An 18808-nucleotide genomic window follows, 5' to 3' on the forward strand; every position below is an offset into this window, starting at 1 on the left:
CTCCCAGATGGCCACCGTCCACGTCGACGTGCTCGATTTGGTGCAGCAACAGGTCGTCGACGAGTACCTCGCCGCGATCGAGGGCGGGATCCGCCTGGGCGAGAAAGCCATCCGCAGCAACGTCGACGCCATCATCGCCGGCTACGACGCCAATGGCATCCGCCTGCGCCGCCAGGAAGCCACCCGCACCCGCGGGGTGCGCGTGCACAAAGGCATCGACGGCATGTCCACCATCTCGGCGATCCTGGCAACCGAAGAAGCCGCCGTCCTGGCCGAGGCCCTCGACCACCGCGTCGCCGACCACCGGGCCACCGACGCCGCAACTGCCGCAACTGCCGCAACTGCCGGCACTGATGCCGACGCTAGCGCCGCCGGTGAGGTCGACGCCGACGCCAGCGCCGCCGGTGAGGTCGACGACTACTCCCTCGCCGAACGCCGCGCCGACGCGTTGATGTCCCTGGTCTGCGGCGACACCGGCCCCGGCCAGCCCGGTGCCGCGGGCCAGTCCGCCACCGCGGGTGCCGGGGTGGCGCCGTTGCGGCCACGGGTCACCGTCATCGCCACCGGCAACCACGCCCGCGACGACGGCGGGGCCCGGGTGGAGTTCGCCCGCACCGGCCAGGCCGCCCTGCAGGCCCTGCTCGACATGCTCGCCACCAGCGACGGGGCCACGTTTGAGGCCGTCGATCCCCGGATCGGGGCCGCCGACGACGCCCGGGCCGCCCTGACCTACCGGCCTAGCGCCGACCTGGCCCGCCGCATCCGACTGCGCGACGGCGCCTGCCGCCACCCCGGCTGCACGATCCCGGCCGAGACCTGTGATCTGGACCATGTGGTGCCGTTCGATCACACCGACCCCGAGCGTGGCGGGCACACCACCGAGGTCAACCTCGCCGCGATGTGCCGGCGCCACCACCGGTTCAAGACCTTCTCCGACTGGCGCTACCACCTCCAGCCCGACGGCACCCTGACCGTGACCACCCCCGAGGGCTCGACCATGCTCACCCGGCCCTCCGGCCCCCTGGCCGACTACCGACGCGAACACGCCCACACCGAAACCAGCGCCTGGGCCCGTCAGCAACGCCGCACCCCCGACCCCACCGGCGACGACCGGGCCGACGCCGAACCGACCTACTGGTCCCGCCGCGCCGCCCGCCACAACACCGAACGCCACAACACCGAACGCGCCCGCACCACAACACCGGACACCGCCGCCACTACCGACACCATCCCCACCCCACCGGCCGAGTCCAGCCGCTGGTGGAACCGCAACGCCCCACACGCCAGCGCCATCGAACTCGGCATCCGCACCCTCCTACTCGACCACCACCGCCAACGCCTCGACGACATCATCGACCCACCACCCTTCTGACGCCACGAGGGCCGCGCCGGGCATGACCGGCGCGGCCCTCGTCAGGACCCGGGTGGGGCCGCCAGGGGTTCAGACGAAGCGGCGGCTGACCTTCTCCGGTAGGAGCGTCAGCAGCGGACCGATCGCCTTCCATGGTTTGGCCGGCACCAGCGCGCGGGTGGGCTCGGCGTCGATCGTCTTGACCAGCGCGTCGACACCCTCGTCGAACTCGGTCATCAGCGCGGTCTTCACCGAACGGTTGATGTCCGTGCGGATGTACCCCGGCAGGATGTCGGTCACCTTGATCCGGCTGCCCGCGCTGTCCAACTCGGCGTACAGGCCCTGCGCGAGCGCCGAGACGAACGCCTTGGTCGCGCCGTAGGTGTTCTGCGCCTTCGGCATGCCGCGCAGCGAACTCACTGACGAGATGAACACCAGGTGCCCCTCACCCCGAGTGAAGAGCCGTTCCATCGCCGCCTCGGCCTGGTTCAGCGTCCCGACCACGTTCACCATCGCGGTCTCCCGGTTGGCATGCGCCTTCCCGGTGCCGATCGAGGCTCCCTTGCCCAGCCCGGCGTTGAGTACGAACCGGTCGATGCCACCGAGCTCGGCGTCCAGCTCGCCGAAGACCCTCTCCACCGCGTCGCCGTCGGCCACATCGAGCTCACGAACCGCCACCGTGATCGAGGGATTCGCGGCCAACAGTTCGGCGCGGAGCTCCTCCAGGCGGTCCAGACGCCGCGCACACAGCGCGAGGTTCTTTCCCTGCGCGGCCCAGCGGCGGGCCATTCCCTCGCCCAGACCAGAGCTGGCACCGGTGATCAGAATCGTCTTGCGGTCGGTCACGAGCTCTCCTCCGTTGGCGATGCGCCCAGTGTGGCACGACGCGGCTGGCAGGACGGGCAACGGTAGGCGATGCGGTCGAGCGAGTCACTCGGCTCGTCCGGGTCCGCGAGCCCGCCGAGGCGGAATGCCTCCACCTCGGTCCCGCACCGGCGGCACGGCTTGCCGTCACGGCCGTACACCCATAGTTCGCGCCCGCGCCGGGTGTCGCCGGTCGTCACCCGGACGGTGCGGTCGGCGTTGGCGACCAGCATCCGCCGCGCCAGTGTGACCATGGCCCGTGGATCCGGCACGGCCTCGACCGGATCCCGCGGGTCCACCCCTCGCAGGAAACACAGTTCCGCCCGGTAGACGGTCCCGATCCCGGCCAGATTGCGCTGGTCGAGCAATGCCTCGCCGATCGTACGGGTGGGTCTCTCGCCGATGCGCCGCACGACCTCATCGGTACTCGTGACCGGGTCCCACTCCGCACCCAGGAGGTCGGGCCCCAGATGGTCGACGGCGCGCTCCGCCTCGGCGGGGGTCAGCGCGCGCACCAGACCGAGCTCGGTACCCACCACCTCGACGTCGCCGGAGCGCAGCAGCAGTCGCACGGTGTGCGCGGGGAACCGCCAGCGGTCTCCCGACCGGAGAATGTGGATCCGGCCCTCCATCTTCAGGTGGATGTGGAGGGTGACGGGATCGCGGCCCTGCCCGTCTGGGCCGACGACGACGAAGAGGTGCTTTCCCCGGGACCGGGCACCCTCCACGGCCCTGCCGCGCAGGTCGACGGCGGCGAATCTCGGCACCCGGAGCTCGGTGCGGTCCAGGGTCCGCCCGGCCAGGACCTCATGGACCCGGGCCGCGGCCCTGTGCACTGAATCGCCTTCGGGCACGGCTCACCACCCCAGTTCGCGGCAGCCGACGACCCCTGCGGTCTCGATCTGCACGGTCACATGCTCGACCCCGTGCCCCTCCAGCAGGACGCGACGCGCGTCGTCGAGCACCACGGCATGATCGGCATCCGGGTCGACCACCAGGTGCACGGTACCCACGTCCATCCCCGAGGTCAGGGTCCACAGGTGCAGGTCGTGCACGTCCTCGACGTCCCGCAACGCCCCGAGCTGGGCCTCCACCTCCGCGGGTTCGACGCCGGCGGGAGCGTGCTGGGCGAGGACGGCGAGCACCTGCCGGCCGAGCACCACGGCGCGCACCACGATGAACACGGCGATGGCCACCGCGACCACAAGGTCCCACACGCCCGACCCGGTCGCCCGCACGAGTAGGGCGGCAACGATCACCCCGACGGACCCGGCTGCGTCGGCGAGCACCTCGAGGTACGCGCCCCGGACAGCCAGACTCTCGGTGGAGCCGCTGCGCAGCAACATCAGCGAGATGATGTTGATGACGAGTCCCAGCGCGCCGACGAGCAGCATCGTCCCCACGGCGACGGGGGCCTCCGAGCCGATCCTGCGGGCGGCTTCGACCAGGACGTACCCGCCCATGGCGACCATGATGATCACCGCCAGGCCAGAGGCGAAGATCTCCACGCGGTAGTGGCCGAAGGTCCGGCGGCCGGTCCCGTCGGGGCGGGTGGCGATGATCGTGGCCAGCAGGGCGGCGCCGAGTGCCACTACGTCCGCGCCCATGTGGCCGGCGTCGGAGAGCAGTGCGAGGGATCCCGAGACCAGACCGGCGACCAACTCAACGACGAAGAACGACGCCGTCAGCACGAATGCGGCGGCGAGCCGAGCCCGGTACCGGGCCCCGGCGTGACCGGCGGACGGAGCGTGGGAGTGACCCGCACCCATGAGCACCTCCTCCCCACACATGCACTAATGCGCATATTCTAACTATTCGCGGCGGCCGGCTCAAGATGTGGACGTTCAGCGCCGGATCCGGAGCCCCTTGGGAGTGATGCCGAAACCAGCGGTTTCGAACGCCGCGGCATGGGGCGAGGTGTGGACGGGTTCCCCGCCGAGCGTGGTGACGGTGAGGGGCCCCACCGCGCCCGCCTTCACTGTCTCCGCGAGCGCGGTGGCAGCGAGCGGGACGGCCCGGTCACGGTCGTCGAGGACCAGGACGGTCCTCCCGCCCCGCTCGACGAACAGCACGCACACGCCGTCCACCAGCACCACCAGAGCTCCCGCCTTGCGGCCGGGACGGTGTCCGGACCCGTTCCCGGCTCCGTCTCCGTCACCGCTCGGGGATGCTGCGGGCCAGGGCAGGGCCGCCCCGTACGGGTTGGCGGGATCGGTCGCGGCGAGAACCCGGACGGTGGGGTCGTCCGCCCCGGACGGCCAGTGGGCCTCGTCGGCGGTGTCGTCGAAGGTCCGTAGTCGGTCGATGGTGTTGCCGGCGGCGAACTGCGCGGCCCCGAGTCCGTCGACGAAGTACCCGCGTCTGCAGCGACCCGAGTCCTCCATCTGCGCCAGCACCTTGTACACGGCTGCGAACCCGCCGGGGATCTCCTCTGCCTCCACCGCGCCCCGGGTGACCACACCGTGACGCAGCAGCAGCGTCTCGGCCCAGGCATGAGCACGCAGGGTCGCATCGGTGACCGGCTCCGGCACGAGCGACCAGCGGCCCGCGAGAACGGGAGGCGTCCTCGTCCCCGCGGCGACGGCGCCGTTCAGCTGCGCCATGGTCGTTCTCCCCAGGCGGGCTCGGCGGGGCCGGGCCGACGCCCGGGGCGAACGGTGCGCGGTCCCCGACCCCGACGAACCACCGCCGGCCAGCACCGCGCGCAGTGGCGCGAGGGTGTCATTGGTGACCACTCCGTCCCACACGAGGTCCCACAACGCGTCGCGGACGACCGCCTCGGTGATGGTGTCGGTCGGTGCGGTGGCCTCTTTCACCCTGGCGACGATGTCGCGGAAGAACAGGGCTCCGCCGCGCAGGGAGTCGACGACGGCGAGGTGGACCAGCCCCTCCGGCTGCGGTCGATCGAGGGGCAGGGTCGCACCGGCTGAATCGGCCGGATGCAGGGAGACCCATCCGTCGCGGGAGCCGGCCCGACCGCGCCCGCTCCAGATGACCTCTCCCCCGGCCAGGAGCTCGTCGAGCATCGTCGGGGAGTAGTCCCGCACACGGGGAGCCAGGACCAGCGGTTCGAGCGCGGAGGCGGGCAGGGCGAGCCCGTCGAGTTGCTCGATCACCGCGAGCACCCCGTCCACACCGGACTCCGCGCCCGCCCCGGTGCCCAGGCTCTGCCAACCGGGCAGGAAGCGGCCGAGCGCGGAGTGCGAGACCGGTTCGATCTGCGAGCGCAGCGCGGCCAGCGACCGGCGACGGATGTGCCGCAGGACCTCGGCGTCGCACCATTCCGGGCCTGTCGAACCCGGGCGGAACTCACCGGCCAAGAGCACGCCGGAGGAGGTGAGCCGATCGAGGACGCCACGGGCGACGGCCACCCCGAGCCCGAAACGCTCGGCGACGGCGTCGACGGTGAACGGGCCGTGTGTACGCGCAAAGCGTCGGATGAGCTCGCCGAGGGGGTCATCGACATCGCCGAGGAACGCCGACGGCACCCCCGGCGGCGGCGGGACACCCAACCCGTCGCGGAGCCTGGCCACGTCCTCGACGCCGGCCCACCACGTCCGGCCGGAGTGCTCGACGGTGACCACACGCCACGCCTCCGCCAGGGAGTCGAGCCAGGCGGGGACGGCCGCGGGATCCGCGGAACGGGCGGCGATCTCCGCCGCCGTGAGTGGGCCCAACAGGCGCAGGAGATCGACCACGGCCTCGGCGTCACGGGCCGCGCGCTCGGGCTCGAGGTGCTGTAGGCGCCGTTCGATCGAGTCCAGGACCTCGATGTCCAGCAGCTCCCGCAGCTCGACGCGCCCCAGGAGCTGTCCGAGCAGCGACGGGTCTATGGCGAGCGCCGCAGCCCGCTTCTCCGCCAGCGGCGAGTCACCCTCGTAGAGGAACGCCCCGACGTAGTCGAACAGCAGCGACTGCGCGAACGGCGAGGCGCCGGGCGTGTCCACCTCGACGATCCGTACGGTCCGCGACTCGATCTCGTTGAGGATCCGCTCGAGGGCGGGCACGTCGTAGACGTCCTGCAGGCACTCGCGCACCGCCTCGAGGATCATCGGGAAATCCGGGTAGCGGCGCGCGACGTCGAGCAACTGAGCCGACTTCTGCCGCTGCTGCCACAACGGCGCCCGCCGGCCCGGGTCGAGCCGGGGGAAGAGCAGGGCGCGCGCCGAACACTCACGGAAGCGGGAGGCGAACAACGCGGACCCGCCCACGTGCCGGGTGACCAGGTCCACCGCCTCCTCGGCCCCGATGGCGAACGTCTCGGCTCCCGGGCGTGCGCTCGCCTCGCCGTCGTCGCCCATGTCCGGGACCCGGAGGATGATGCCGTCGTCGGACACCACCGGCACCGCGTCGAACCCGTGCGCGGCGGCGAGCCGGGCGCGCACCGCCTCCGCCCACGGCCAGTGCACCCGCGCACCGAACGGCGAGTGGAGCACCACCCGCCAGTCCCCGACCTCGTCGCGGAAACGCTCCACGACGAGCGTGGTGTCACTGGGGACGTGGCCCGTGGCCTCGCGCTGCTCCGTCAGGAAGCGACGAAGATTGGTCGCGGCGTTGGTGTCGAGTCCGGCGCTGTCCAACCGTGCGGCGACCTCCGCGTCCGTTCCGCCCGCCACCTCGCGCAGGAATCCCCCCAACGCGCGACCGAGCTCGGCGGGCCGACCCTGGTCGTCGCCGAGCCAGAACGGCAACCGGCCGGTGCCGCCCGGCGCGGGGGTGACCAGCACTCGGTCGTGCGTGATCTCCTCGACCCGCCAACTCGAGGCGCCGAGCGCGAAGACGTCACCGACGCGCGACTCGTAGACCATCTCCTCGTCCAGCTCGCCGACGCGGGTGGCCTTCTCCCCCACCATGAACACGCCGAACAACCCGCGGTCCGGGATGGTGCCGCCCGAGGTGACGGCGAGACGCTGGGCGCCGGGACGGCCGGTGAGTGTGCCCGCGTCGCGGTCCCAGACGAGCCGCGGCCGCAACTCCGCGAAGTCGGCGGACGGATACTTTCCCGCGAGCATGTCGAGCGTGGCCTCGAACGCGGGCCGCGGAAGCCCCTGATACGGGGCCGTGCGCCGGACGGCCGAGAACCACTCCTCGACGTCGATCGGCTCCAGCGCGCACGCCGCCACCGTCTGCTGGGCCAGGACGTCGAGGGGGTTGGCGATGACCGACAACTCCTCGATCGCGCCCTCGAGCATCCGCTCGACGGTCACCGCGCTGTGCACCAGATCTGCGCGGTGCTTGGGGAACACCACCGCCCGGGAGACCTCGCCGACCTGGTGGCCCGCGCGACCGACGCGCTGCAGCCCCGACGCCACCGACGGCGGCGACTCGACCTGGATGACCAGGTCCACCGCGCCCATGTCGATGCCCAACTCGAGAGACGAGGTGGCCACCACCGCCCGGAGTCGGCCCGATTTCAGGGCGTCCTCGATGAGTGCCCGGCGCTCCTTGGACACCGACCCGTGGTGGGCCATCGCCAACTCGGGCGGCGCCCCCCGCGAGACCTCCGAGGGCACCATCACCTGGGCGGGCGGCCGGGCCGGGGGCGCGGGCAGGGACCCGGGATCGGTGTCCTCGGCGTGGATCTCGTTGAGCCTCGCGGTGAGTCGCTCGGCCAGGCGGCGGGAGTTGACGAACACGATCGTCGAACGGTGTGCGGTGACCAGGTCCACCACCTGCCGCTCGACGTGCGGCCAGATCGATCCCTGTCCCGGTGTGCCCGGCGGGGCGGACACCTCCGGCGCCGACGCCGACAGGTCCGCCATGTCCTCGACCGGAACCCGGACGGACAACTCGAAGCGCTTGTCCGATCGCGGTGCCACCACGGTGACCGGGCGCTCGCCCGCCAGGAAGCGGGCCACCTCGGAGTGCGGCCGGACCGTCGCCGACAAACCCACCCGCTGCGCGGGCGCGTCGAGCATCTCGTCCAGCCGCTCCAGGCTCAGCGCGAGGTGCGCCCCGCGCTTGCTTCCGGCGACCGCGTGGATCTCGTCGATGATGACCGTGTCCACGCCCGTCAGGGTCTCGCGGGCCGCCGAGGTCAGGAGCAGGAACAGCGACTCGGGCGTGGTGACGAGGACGTGCGGGGGCCTGGCGCGCTGGCGGCGCCGTTCGTCCGGCGGGGTGTCGCCGGTCCGGATCCCGACGGTCACGTCCGGCGTCTGTACGCCCAGCGCCGCGGCCTCCCGGGCGATCCCCGCGAGCGGCGCCCGGAGATTCCGCTCGACGTCGACCGCCAGGGCCTTGAGCGGGGAGATGTAGAGGACGCGGGTGCCGGGTCCGGACGCCCGGGTGCTCGCGACGGGATCTCCCGGATCGGGTTCGCTCGGCCCCAGGAGCAGCCCGTCGAGCGCGGCGAGGAACGCCGACAACGTCTTGCCCGAGCCCGTCGGTGCGACGACCAGGGTGTGCGCACCGCCGGCGAGCGCCGCCCACGCGCCGGACTGCGCGGCGGTGGGCTCGCCGAACGCGCCACGGAACCAGGAGACGGTGGCCGGGTGGAACCGGTCCAGGGCGACGGACATGAACTCATGATGTCGTACGCCTACGACACGCGCCGTGACACGCCGACCGCTCCGTAGAGTGTCGGCATGCGCGATCTCGATGACCACGACCTGGCCTCCCACCTCGCCCACGGCATCGGGGACATCGTCCGGGGCACCCGCGCGGGCGGCCTGCTGCACGGCCGTTCGCTCGCACGGGTGGCCAACGAGGTCGCCCAGAACTGGACCGACGAGGTGCTCGCGGTGCACCGTCCGGACGACGGGACGCTCTCCGAGGGCGTCGCCGACGACCGCAGTCGGCTCAGCAGGTCGCGGGTGTGGATCATCGACGTGATCGACGGCACCAAGGAGTTCTCCACCGGCCGGTCCGACTGGTCGGTACACGTGGCGCTCGTCGTGGACGGCCACCCCACCGTCGCCGCGGTCGGACTCCCCGACGCCGGCCGGGTCTTCCGCTCGGACCAGGTCGACCACGTCGACGGCCCGCACTCCGGGACCATGGTCATCAGTCGGAACAACCCGCCCGCCGGGATCCACGAGGTCGCCGATGAACTCGGGCTGCACGTACGGCCGATGGGTTCGGCCGGCGCCAAGATGCTCTCCGTGCTCCTCGGCGACGCCGACGTCTACCTCCACGCCGGTGGGCAGAACGAGTGGGACCAGGCGGCGCCCGTCGGCGTGGCGCTGGCCGCCGGGCTGCACGCCTCCCGGATAGACGGGTCACCCCTCGAGTTCAACAAGTCCGACACCTACTCCCCCGACATCCTGGTGTGCCGCCCCGATCTCACGGAGAAGGTGCTGACCGTGACGGCGGGGCACCCGGTCTGGACGGCGTGAGCGGACAGCTTGAGTAGACTTGAGCGCCATGACCGTCCCCACCCCGTACGAGGACCTGCTCCGGTTGGTCCTGGAGCAGGGCACCCCCAAGGCGGACCGCACCGGCACGGGCACACGCAGCCTGTTCGGCCACCAACTGCGCTATGACCTCGCACAGGGGTTTCCGCTGATCACCACCAAGCGCGTGCACTTCAAGTCCGTGGCCTACGAGCTACTGTGGTTCCTGCGTGGCGAGTCCAACGTCGGGTGGTTGCGCGAGCACGACGTGACCATCTGGGACGAGTGGGCGGACGACGACGGCGAGCTCGGCCCCGTCTACGGCGTGCAGTGGCGCTCGTGGCCCACCCCCGACGGTGCCCACATCGATCAGATCGCCGCGGCCGTGGAGCTGCTGAAGACCGACCCGGACTCGCGGCGCAACATCGTCTCCGCGTGGAACGTCAGCGAGCTGTCGGACATGGCACTGCCGCCCTGCCACCTGCTGTTCCAGTTCTACGTGGCCGACGGCAGGCTCAGCTGTCAGCTGTACCAGCGCAGCGCCGACCTCTTCCTGGGCGTGCCCTTCAACATCGCCTCGTACTCGCTGCTCACCCACATGGTTGCGCAGCAGGTGGGTCTCGAGGTGGGCGAGTTCATCTGGACCGGCGGCGACTGCCACATCTACGACAACCACGTCGAGCAGGTCCGCAAGCAGCTCTCCCGGGACCCCTACCCCTACCCCGAGCTGCGGCTCCACAGGGCGGACTCCCTCTTCGACTACACCTTCGAGGACTTCGAGGTCGTCGGTTACGAGCACCACCCGGGCATCAAGGCCCCGGTCGCGGTCTGACCCGGCGGGCGGCGGTGACGGTGCGGATGGTGTGGGCGCAGGCCCGCGACGCGGTGATCGGTGACGGCCGCGACATGCCGTGGCACATCCCCGAGGACCTCGCGTTCTTCAAGCAGGCCACCACCGGGCGGCCCGTCGTGATGGGCCGGGCCACGTGGGAGTCGATCCCGGAGCGGTTCCGTCCCCTACCCGGTCGTCGCAACATCGTGTGCACCCGTGACCCCGACTGGTCGGCGGAGGGGGCCGAGCGGGCCGGGTCGGTGGAGGCCGCCCTGGAACTGGCGGGTCCGGACGCCGCGGTGATGGGCGGCGGTCAAATCTACGCGGCGGCGCTGTCCGCGGCGGACGAGTGCCTGGTCACCGAGATCGACGCCGACGCGCCGGGCACCGTGCTGGCGCCCGAACTGGGCGACGCCTGGGAGCTGGTCGAGGTCGGCGAGTGGATCACCGATCCACGGAGTCGGGTCGAGGGGTACGACGACGAGGTGCGGCACCGACACACCGTGTGGCGTCGCCGGCAGCGCTGAACCGGCCGGGACCGCGCCAACTGGAACCACTTGCCGGCTAGAACCACTTCCACGTCTTGGGGATCTTCTCCCCCGCTGCGAGGATCTTGATCTTGGCCGTGGCCATGAACCCGTTGATCTCGATATCCAGGTGTGGGCCGCCGTGGACGTCGTAGCGTCCCTCGTCGATCTTCAGTTCGCTCATGGTCCGGTTGCCGGTGATCGACACCGACACCCCGGGCGGGAGCAGGATCTTCGCGTTGGCGCCCCACAGGTCCACCTGGAGGTGGGTCCGTGGGCGGTCGACGACGGCCTCCCGGGCGTCGAGGTAGATCTCACCGAGCCAGGACGTCAGTCGGTAGTCGTCCGGCAGCATCCAGCGCCCCTCGCGCTTGAGCGTGTCGAAGACAGAGGTCCTCTTCTGGCTCTCGTCGACCGTGATCGCGCTGCCGGGCCGGGTGGCCGGCGGGCGGGACTGCTGTGCGGGGCCGGGCCGATCGGCGGGGAGACCGCTCAGTGCCACGTCGAGTTCGGCGGGGCAGGTCGCGGCCCAGATCTTGGCGGCGCGGTCCGAGAACTCGGCGAGCGACAGCTCACCACGCCCCACCATCGCCTCGAGTCGCCGCTGCGCCAGGGTCCGCGGGTCGTTGTCCTGCTCCGGGTTCATGCCCCCAGGTTACTCAGCGCGTGAGGTCCTTCATCATCGAGCGCATGTCGGCTGCCAGTTCGTCGGCCAGGTCCTGGAGGCCACCGGAGATGACCTGCGAGAGGAGATCCGGATTCTGCGCCTCGATCACGCAGCCGCCGCCGGACTCGCGGATGACCACGTTGCACGGGATCATCAGGGCCACGTCCTTGCTCACGTCGAAGGCCTTCCCCGCGAACCCGGGGTTGCAGGCGCCGAGGATGAGGACGCGCTCGATGTCCTTGCCGATCTTGTTCTTCAGGGTGGCCGTGAAGTCGATCTCGTGGAGGATCCCGAATCCACGATCGGCGAGCGCTGCCCGGGTCGCCTCGACCGCCTCGTCGAACTCCATCTCGGTGTACGTGCCGATTCCGATGTCCATGTCGACTACCTCCGATGTCTCGTTGGTGCTTGGTGCCGTCGGTTCTGGTCTCCGGTGTCGTCACCCAGCCTGCCATGCGGCCGGGCGGTGGTCAGGCGAGCGAGAGGAACAGCTTCTCGAGTTCGGGCAGGTCGACCCCGTCCGCCCCGGGTTCGCCGTCGCGGGCGATGCACTCCTGGATGTTCTCGCTGATGATCTTGAACCCCGCACGGTCCAGCGCCTTGGACACCGCCGCGAGCTGGGTGACGATCTCCTTGCACGAGCGCTCCTGCTCGACCATGTCGATCACCGCGTTGAGCTGGCCACGCGCCCGGCGGAGCCGGTTGAGGACCTGCTGGCGGGGCTCGGACGCGGCCCTTTCGGGCACCGCCCGGTCGGGCACAGCTTTCACGGACTCTGCTCGTTCGGTTTCCGACATCGTCGTTCCTCTCGCGGATCGCTGATGGTCTCGGATGGTGAAGGCGGACTGACGCGAGACCCCCGTGGGTCCACCGGATGCCTCCAGTGTACCCACGGGGGTATATTTGCGCGAGTGCCGGTTCGGGCCGGCCCGGCTGACGCTCAGTCGTCGTGGACGATGATCCCGCGGACCATCCCCTCGCCGCCCTTCTCCATGATCTCGTAGCCCTCGTTGACCTGGTCCAGCGTGAAGCGGTGGGTGATCAGCTCGTCCAGCTTGAGCTGCTTCTCGTCCCACAGCCGCAGGATGTTGGGGATGTCGTGGAAGGCGTTCGCGGAGCCGAAGAGTGAGCCCTTGATGACCTTCTCGTACTGCGAGACGAACAGCCCGGGCAGGGTGATGGACTGGTTGTCGAGGCCACCCATGGAGGTCAGGACCACGACGCCGCGCTTGCCGACCATGTCGGTCGCGTCGGCGGTGACCTTCGCGTCGGCCACCCCGATGGTGATGATGGCCTTCTCCGCCATCGTGCCCCAGGTCAGCCCCGGGAGCTCGGCCTTGGCCTCGTCCACGTCCGTGTAGACGTGGGTGGCGCCGAACTCCTTGGCCTTGGCCAGCTTCGACTCGTCGGTGTCGATGGCGAGGATGAAGCGCGCACCGGCGTGCTTGGCACCCTGGATGGCGTTGATCCCGATCCCGCCGATACCGAAGACGACGACGGTGTCGCCGGCCCGGACGTCGGCCGAGTAGACGGCGGAACCCCAGCCGGTGGTGACGCCACAGCCGACCAGCGCCGCCACCTCGAAGGGGATCCAGTCCTGGACCTTGACCACCGAGTTCATGTTGGCCACGGTGTACTGCGAGAACGTCCCCAGGGTGCACATGGCCCCGGCGGTCTCGCCGTTGTCCAGCTTGAACGGGTAGCGGCCGTCGGCCATCTCACCGATGGTGCCGTTGAGGCCGCCGTCGCAGAGGTTGGTCATGCCGCGCGCACAGGCCGAACACTTGCCACAGGCGGGGATGAAGGACCCCACGACGTGGTCACCGGGCTGGACGTGGGTGACGCCCTCGCCGACGGCCTCGACGACGCCGGCCCCCTCGTGACCCCCGACGATCGGCAGGCGACCGGGCAGGTCGCCGCTGGTGATGTGCAGGTCGGAGTGGCAGAGTCCGGCGACCTTCCACTTGACGAGCACCTCGCCGAAGTTCGGTCCGTCGAGCTCGGCCTCGACGATCTCGAACGGCTTGCCGAGCTCGCGGGCGATGGCGGCCTTGGTCTTCAATTGATCTCCCTCCGGGCGCGACGGGGCGAGACCCGTCACTGAAACGTGTTCTAGCAACGTTAGCCCCATAGGTGAATTTCGTGGGGTGGTTACAAGAACACGTTCCAGTGCGGATGCCCGTCGCGGTGACCGGTCAGGAGGCGCGAGCCGGGTCGCAGATCAGGGCTGGGCGTCGCCCTGCTGCGCCTGGGCGTCCTCGACGGCCTTGCGGACCTCGTCCATGTCGAGCCCCTTGATCTGCTCGACTAGGTCGTCCAGTGCCTGCTCCGGGATCGCTCCCGAGTGGCGGAACACCGCGATGCCCTCGCGGAACGCCATGAGCGTCGGGATGGACTGGATCTGCAACATCGCCCCGAGCTGCTGCTCGGCGTCGGTGTCCACCTTGGCGAAGGTCACCTCGGGGTTCTTGCCCGAGACCTTCTCGAAGACCGGACCGAAGGCCTTGCACGGGCCACACCACTCGGCCCAGAAGTCCACCAGGACGATGTCGTTGTCGGTGACGGTCTTCTCGAACTCGGCGGTCGTGATGTCGACGGTGCTCATACGAATGCCCTCCTAGCGCGGACGGGGCGACTCTCGTCCCGCCTCGTGTGGTCGCCAGCCTACGGACAGCCCGCGCCGGCGACGACCTTGCGCGTCAATCGATACCCATGAGGGTATGAATGCCCGCGTAGTCAGGGACAACGCCGTCGGGAGCGGGATATTCCCCGGGCCCCCCGCCGTCATGCTCCCGGGCGAGGCGGCGAGTCGAGGACCTCGGTGAGGAACTTCTCGAGCTGGTCGAGGAAGACGGCGTTGTCGTCCCCCGCCACCATGTGCCCGGCGTCGGGCACCTCCATCGTGTACGCGTGCGGGAGCAGCTCGCGCAGATGCCGCACGGACTCGTCGCTGACGATGTCGGATGCCGAGCCCCGGATGAGCAGGGTCGGCTGGGTGATGTGCGGGACGAGGTTCTCGAAGAACGCGTTGCCCATCTCGGCGTTCTGGGCGGAGGCGCCTCCCGCGAATCGGGGATCCCAGTGCCAGTGCCAGCGTCCGTCGTCCCGCATCCGCAGGTTTTTGCGCAGGCCCTCGGGGTTCGGCGGTCGCTTGCGCTGCGGCTGGTAGGCGGCGATCGCCTCGGCCGCCTCCTCGAGGCTCGCGAACCCGTCGAATCCGGAGCGCATGAACTCCCCGACCCGCTCGACGCCCTTGGCCTCGAGCTTCGGGGTGACGTCCACCAACACGAGCGCGCGGGCCACGTCCTTGCCGGTGCCCAGCGAGAGCATCGCGGTCATCCCGCCGAGGGAGGCGCCGACGATCACCGGGCGCCGTGAGGGGAACCGCTCGGCGACGATCGCCTCGAGGTCGGCGGCCAGGCGGTGGATGTCGTAGTCCCCCTCCGGATCCCAGTCGCTGTCCCCGTGACCGCGGGCGTCCATCGCGGTGACCCTGTAGCCCTCCCCCGACAGTCGCCGTGCGGCGCGGCTCCACGCGTGCCGGGTCTGGGCACCTCCGTGCAGCATGAGGATCTCCTCGACCGGATCGAGTGCCTCTCCGGCCGGACCCGCCGGCTCCCATACCTCTCCGACCAGCGTCACTCCGCCGTCGCGTTCCACCGTGAACTGCCGTGGTTCGCAGATCGTCTCGGTCCTCGACATGTACGGGCCTCCCGGCTGTCGCCCACCCCGTCGGTGGAACGTGTTCTCGTGTCGTTCTACCACGCCCGCTCGGCGATCACCCGGGCAGCGAGGTCCTCGGCCACCGCGAGCACCGTGTAGTACGGCCCGCACCTCGGCAGTGCGGGCAGCGCCGCCGCGTCGGCGACCCGCAGTCCCCCCACCCCGAGAACGCGCCCGGACCCGTCGAGCACCTCCCCGATCCGCGCCGTGCCGGACAGGTGTTGGGAGGTCGAGGGCGTGACGGCACCGTCCAGGTCCAACCGGTCCGCCACCAGGGCCGCGGCCCCGGCCAGGACGGCCGCGTCGTCCGGGTCGTCGGCCAGTTCCACGCTCCCGTCGTCACGGATCCGGCCACGACCGGTCGGGTTCATCAGGGCGATACCGATCCGGTGCGGCAGCGGCTCCAGTCGCGGGATGACCTGGTGCAACGGCACCGCGTAGGGGCGGATCTCGATCTCGGCCTCGGCGGACACCCGCAGCCGGACGACGTGGGAGAGCAGCGGCGGCAGGCCCCGGGCCGGGTCCGGGCCCGTCGTGACCTCCGCGGGCAGGTCGAGCAGGACTTCCGGATGCTCCTGTACGCCGTGGCCGACCGGGTGCCCGGAGGACGGTCCGATCCCGGACGCCCCCAGCAGTGCGGCGGTCCCGATCGCCCCCGCACACAGCACCACCTCCCGGGCACCGATCTCCTCGTCGTCGTCGAGTACCACGCCGTCACACCGCCCGGCGACGCGCCCGCCCTCCCACCTGAGCGACCGGACCCGCGCCCCGGTCCGCACCCGCACGCCCGCGCCGGCCGGGTCCCAGGCATCGAACGCCGTCACCCGCCGCCCACCACGGCGCGCCTGTCCGATCGCGGACACACGGCCCGGGAAGGCTGCGGCCACGCGCGCGGCGACCGGCCCCATCGGCGCCAACCCGGGTCGGAGACGCTCCGCGGCGCGGGCCAGGCCCACCGCGTAGCGCCGCGGCCAATCCGGACCCCATTCCGCGAGGTCCGCCGGACGGGCGGGCGTGCAGTAGCCGCCGTTGACCGCTCCCGACCCACCGAGGGTGCGGCCGCGGGGCAGGTCGAGGCTCGCGCCGCCGAGCGTGGCGCGGTGCCGGGAGACGACCCTCGACCCCGGCCCCACGTCGAGCAGTCCCGCCCGGGGTGAGGCGGCGACCGAGCCCGCCTCCAGCAACAGGACGTCGGCTCCGGCCTCCGCCAGGCGACGGGCCATCACGCAGCCGGCGGGGCCCGCGCCGACCACCACGATGTCGGCCCGCCCCCCGCTCATCGCGTGACGTCCGGCCGCAGGGCGTCGGGTGAGCGCGCCGCCCACGCCGATCGCCACACGCCGACGCCGTAGGCCAGGTCGTCGAGACGGTGGATCAGAAGGTGCCCGAGGGGTTCGTCGACCGGTGCCCGCCCCGGCTCACGCACGCTCCACCAGTGCCACAGCCCCTCGCCCACCGCCGCGGCCAGGACTCGCCGCCGCAGCCCGCGGGCCATGCGCGACCGCGACCGGGCGGTGACGGCGAGCGCGACCGCGGTGAGGGGCCAGTACGGGCGGAGCAGTGCCTGGGGTAGCTGCCGGATCGAGGCCTCCGCCCCCCTCGCCACCAGTTCGGCGGCGGCGCGGCCGTCCCCGGTGAGAGCGCGCGTACGCCACCACGACCGGGCGATCGCACCGGCCGCGACCAGCGATCCCATCGGCGTCGCGCTCCACACCCCGATCGCCACGGCGAGCGACCACGGTGCGGCGACCGCGGGAGCCACCGCCGCACCGTGCCGGTCGGCCAGCGGCGCGGCTCCACGCCCGTAGTAGGCGCGGCGGGCGAGCAGTGTGGTGAGCGACGTCCGGTGGCGGTGAGCCACCCGCGCGGCCGGCTCGTAGCGGACGTGTCCGCCCGCGGCGTCGGTGCGCCAGCACAGGTCCACGTCCTCGGCGACGTGCATCCGCTCGTCGAACGGGCCCCCACCCCCGCCCCGGGGAGGAGGCGGTAGCCGGTCGGGCCGCACGGCGAGCGCGGCGCTGGGGACGTACGCGACGCGCGTGCGGGGCCGGACCCGGGCGGGCTCGGGCCCCATGTCCAGCGCCGAGCGGGCCGTCTCGTAGCCGCGCACCCAGAACCGGCCGGGGTCGGAGGCCACGATGCGCGGTGCGACCGCCGCGACCCGGGGGTCGTCGAGTCGTGCGAGCAGGACGTCGAGCCAGCCGGGCAGCGGGAGGACGTCGGCGTCGAGGTAGACCACGACCTCCGCCCCGGCCGCGACCGCCACGGCGGTTCCGGTGTTGCGGGCGGCCGCAGGACCGCGGGACCGGTCGTGGCGCAGGACCGTGGCGGCGCGCGGGGTGTCGGGGGCGGCCGCGGCCGCGGCGGGAGGCGGGGTCGTGACGGGCAGGGTGAGGGGCAGGGTGGTAAGGGGCAGGGTGGTAAGGGGCAGGGTGGAGCCGTCGTCGACGACGACGAGGTGCGCGCCCCTGGCCAGTTCCGGCTCGAGGGCCTTCGTGAGTGCGGCCACCCCGGCGGCGTCGTCGCGGACGGGGACCACCACCGCGACGGCACCCAGCGGGCGTGCGCCCGTCGCGGCGCCGGCGGGATGGGCCATCCCCCGGTCCGTGAGGGCACGCGCGAGCGCCGCACCCGCGGGCGTGTCGGTGGCGACCGAGTTCCCGCCGGCCAGGAGCGCCGAGACCGCGGGCGAGGGCGTGATGAGGGTGACCGGGTCCCCGCCCAGCACCTTCACGACGTCGCCGCGCCGCAGCACGCGGGTGCGACGGTCCAGCAGGACATGGGGGACCTCGCTCATCGGAGCATCCCGTCCTCACCCGGACGCCACCGGCCCAGACGGACGCTCGCGTCGGCGACCAGCGCCGTCCACAGTCGCCTGCCCTCGTCGGCGGATGCGGCGGTGGGGTCGCCCAGCACCCCGTTCGGGCTCACCGCGGCGACCCCGCCCTCGCGCAGTGCGGGAAGGATGTCGGGCAGCGGCTCGACGCACCCGGCCACCGCCAGGTCCGCACGGACGAGGCCGGGGTGCAGGTGCATCAGGAGCGAGGTCTCGGCGTGGCCTGCATGGGTGTCGGTGGGGTCCTCGCTCGTTCGGCAGGACAGCCAGGCGGCGTCGCGCCCCTCGTAGCGGAGCCGGGAGACCGCGCGGCGCAGCGCGTCGACGTTGCCACCGTGACCGTTGACCACCACCAGCCGATCCGCCCAGGTGCCCACCGACCGGCCGAGTTCGACGAGGGTCCCGGCGAGCGCGTCCGTGCCGATCGACACCGTCCCCGCGAACGCCTGGTGCTCCCCGCTCGCCCCGTAGGCGAGGGCGGGGAGCACACGGACGTCACCGGGAACGTGCGTACCCGGCCCACCCGCGCCGAGCGCGCGGGCGGTCGCGGTGGCCAGGATCGTGTCGGTCTCCGGCGGCAGGTGCGGTCCGTGCTGTTCGGTCGCCCCGAGGGGTAGCACCGCGAGCACCCCCGCACCGGTCGGGCCGGTCGCGCCGATCGCGCCCGTCACGTC

Annotated in this window: 17 protein-coding genes; 4 read left to right on the plus strand and 13 right to left on the minus strand. The window is 71.9% G+C overall.

Going from position 1 to position 18808, the window contains the following annotated elements; translation table 11 throughout:
- On the plus strand, nt 1-1372 hold a 1372-nt coding region (locus AC3DE3_RS14300), incomplete at its 5' end, for an HNH endonuclease (RefSeq protein WP_488370434.1).
- A 69-nt stretch (nt 1373-1441) separates the two neighbouring features.
- Here the strand turns inward: AC3DE3_RS14300 and AC3DE3_RS14305 are convergent.
- From AC3DE3_RS14305 to AC3DE3_RS14320, 4 genes are all read right to left on the minus strand, one after another.
- Nucleotides 1442-2197, minus strand: a complete 756-nt coding sequence (locus tag AC3DE3_RS14305; protein WP_132061553.1) for an SDR family oxidoreductase — start codon at nt 2195-2197, stop codon at nt 1442-1444.
- Nucleotides 2194-3069, minus strand: a complete 876-nt coding sequence (locus tag AC3DE3_RS14310) for a DNA-formamidopyrimidine glycosylase family protein (protein ID WP_488370435.1) — start codon at nt 3067-3069, stop codon at nt 2194-2196. Before AC3DE3_RS14310 ends, AC3DE3_RS14305 begins: the two co-directional genes overlap by 4 nt.
- A 3-nt stretch (nt 3070-3072) precedes the next feature.
- The gene (locus AC3DE3_RS14315; protein WP_488370436.1) at nt 3073-3984 is read right to left on the minus strand and encodes a cation diffusion facilitator family transporter; all 912 of its coding nucleotides are present in this window, start codon (nt 3982-3984) and stop codon (nt 3073-3075) included.
- A gap of 75 nt (nt 3985-4059) precedes the next feature.
- Nucleotides 4060-8736 (minus strand): ATP-dependent helicase, encoded by a 4677-nt coding sequence (locus AC3DE3_RS14320; RefSeq protein WP_488370437.1) that lies wholly within the window; start codon nt 8734-8736, stop codon nt 4060-4062.
- Between the two features lie 66 nt (nt 8737-8802).
- Between AC3DE3_RS14320 and AC3DE3_RS14325 the strand changes: the two genes are divergently transcribed.
- From AC3DE3_RS14325 to AC3DE3_RS14335, 3 genes are read left to right on the plus strand one after another with little or no spacing between them, the layout of a single operon-like run.
- Complete coding sequence (locus tag AC3DE3_RS14325; protein WP_260488392.1) at nt 8803-9552, plus strand: 3'(2'),5'-bisphosphate nucleotidase CysQ; 750 nt, start codon at nt 8803-8805, stop codon at nt 9550-9552.
- Between the two features lie 28 nt (nt 9553-9580).
- On the plus strand, nt 9581-10381 hold the full coding sequence (locus AC3DE3_RS14330; protein WP_488370438.1) for a thymidylate synthase: 801 nt from the start codon (nt 9581-9583) through the stop codon (nt 10379-10381).
- 14 nt (nt 10382-10395) lie between these two features.
- A complete protein-coding gene (locus AC3DE3_RS14335; RefSeq protein ID WP_312027445.1) occupies nt 10396-10908 on the plus strand; it encodes a dihydrofolate reductase in 513 nt (170 codons plus the stop codon).
- A 37-nt stretch (nt 10909-10945) separates the two neighbouring features.
- Here the strand turns inward: AC3DE3_RS14335 and AC3DE3_RS14340 are convergent, their stop codons facing one another.
- From AC3DE3_RS14340 to mftE, 9 genes are all read right to left on the minus strand, one after another.
- Nucleotides 10946-11554 carry a DUF1707 SHOCT-like domain-containing protein gene (locus tag AC3DE3_RS14340; RefSeq protein ID WP_260488394.1) on the minus strand — a complete coding sequence of 203 codons (609 nt, stop codon included), beginning with the start codon at nt 11552-11554 and terminating at the stop codon, nt 10946-10948.
- 13 nt (nt 11555-11567) lie between these two features.
- Complete coding sequence (locus AC3DE3_RS14345; RefSeq protein ID WP_488370439.1) at nt 11568-11954, minus strand: DUF302 domain-containing protein; 387 nt, start codon at nt 11952-11954, stop codon at nt 11568-11570.
- Between the two features lie 91 nt (nt 11955-12045).
- Nucleotides 12046-12345 carry a metal-sensitive transcriptional regulator gene (locus AC3DE3_RS14350; protein WP_260488396.1) on the minus strand — a complete coding sequence of 100 codons (300 nt, stop codon included), beginning with the start codon at nt 12343-12345 and terminating at the stop codon, nt 12046-12048.
- 170 nt (nt 12346-12515) lie between these two features.
- Nucleotides 12516-13637 (minus strand): NDMA-dependent alcohol dehydrogenase, encoded by a 1122-nt coding sequence (locus tag AC3DE3_RS14355; protein WP_260488397.1) that lies wholly within the window; start codon nt 13635-13637, stop codon nt 12516-12518.
- Between the two features lie 159 nt (nt 13638-13796).
- Nucleotides 13797-14180: a thioredoxin gene (trxA, locus tag AC3DE3_RS14360; protein WP_260488398.1), complete on the minus strand. Its 384-nt coding sequence runs from the start codon at nt 14178-14180 to the stop codon at nt 13797-13799.
- Between the two features lie 179 nt (nt 14181-14359).
- A complete protein-coding gene (locus AC3DE3_RS14365; protein WP_260488399.1) occupies nt 14360-15277 on the minus strand; it encodes an alpha/beta fold hydrolase in 918 nt (305 codons plus the stop codon).
- A gap of 56 nt (nt 15278-15333) precedes the next feature.
- Nucleotides 15334-16578 carry a mycofactocin system GMC family oxidoreductase MftG gene (mftG, locus tag AC3DE3_RS14370; RefSeq protein WP_488370440.1) on the minus strand — a complete coding sequence of 415 codons (1245 nt, stop codon included), beginning with the start codon at nt 16576-16578 and terminating at the stop codon, nt 15334-15336.
- Nucleotides 16575-18095 carry a mycofactocin biosynthesis glycosyltransferase MftF gene (mftF, locus tag AC3DE3_RS14375; protein ID WP_260488401.1) on the minus strand — a complete coding sequence of 507 codons (1521 nt, stop codon included), beginning with the start codon at nt 18093-18095 and terminating at the stop codon, nt 16575-16577. The genes mftG and mftF overlap by 4 nt, the downstream gene beginning before the upstream one ends.
- Nucleotides 18092-18805, minus strand: coding sequence for a mycofactocin biosynthesis peptidyl-dipeptidase MftE (mftE, locus tag AC3DE3_RS14380; protein WP_260488402.1), 714 nt, complete (start codon nt 18803-18805; stop codon nt 18092-18094). Before mftE ends, mftF begins: the two co-directional genes overlap by 4 nt.
- Nucleotides 18806-18808: the final 3 nt, after the last annotated feature.

Source organism: Dietzia sp. IBK-p2-16D, assembly GCF_057773085.1.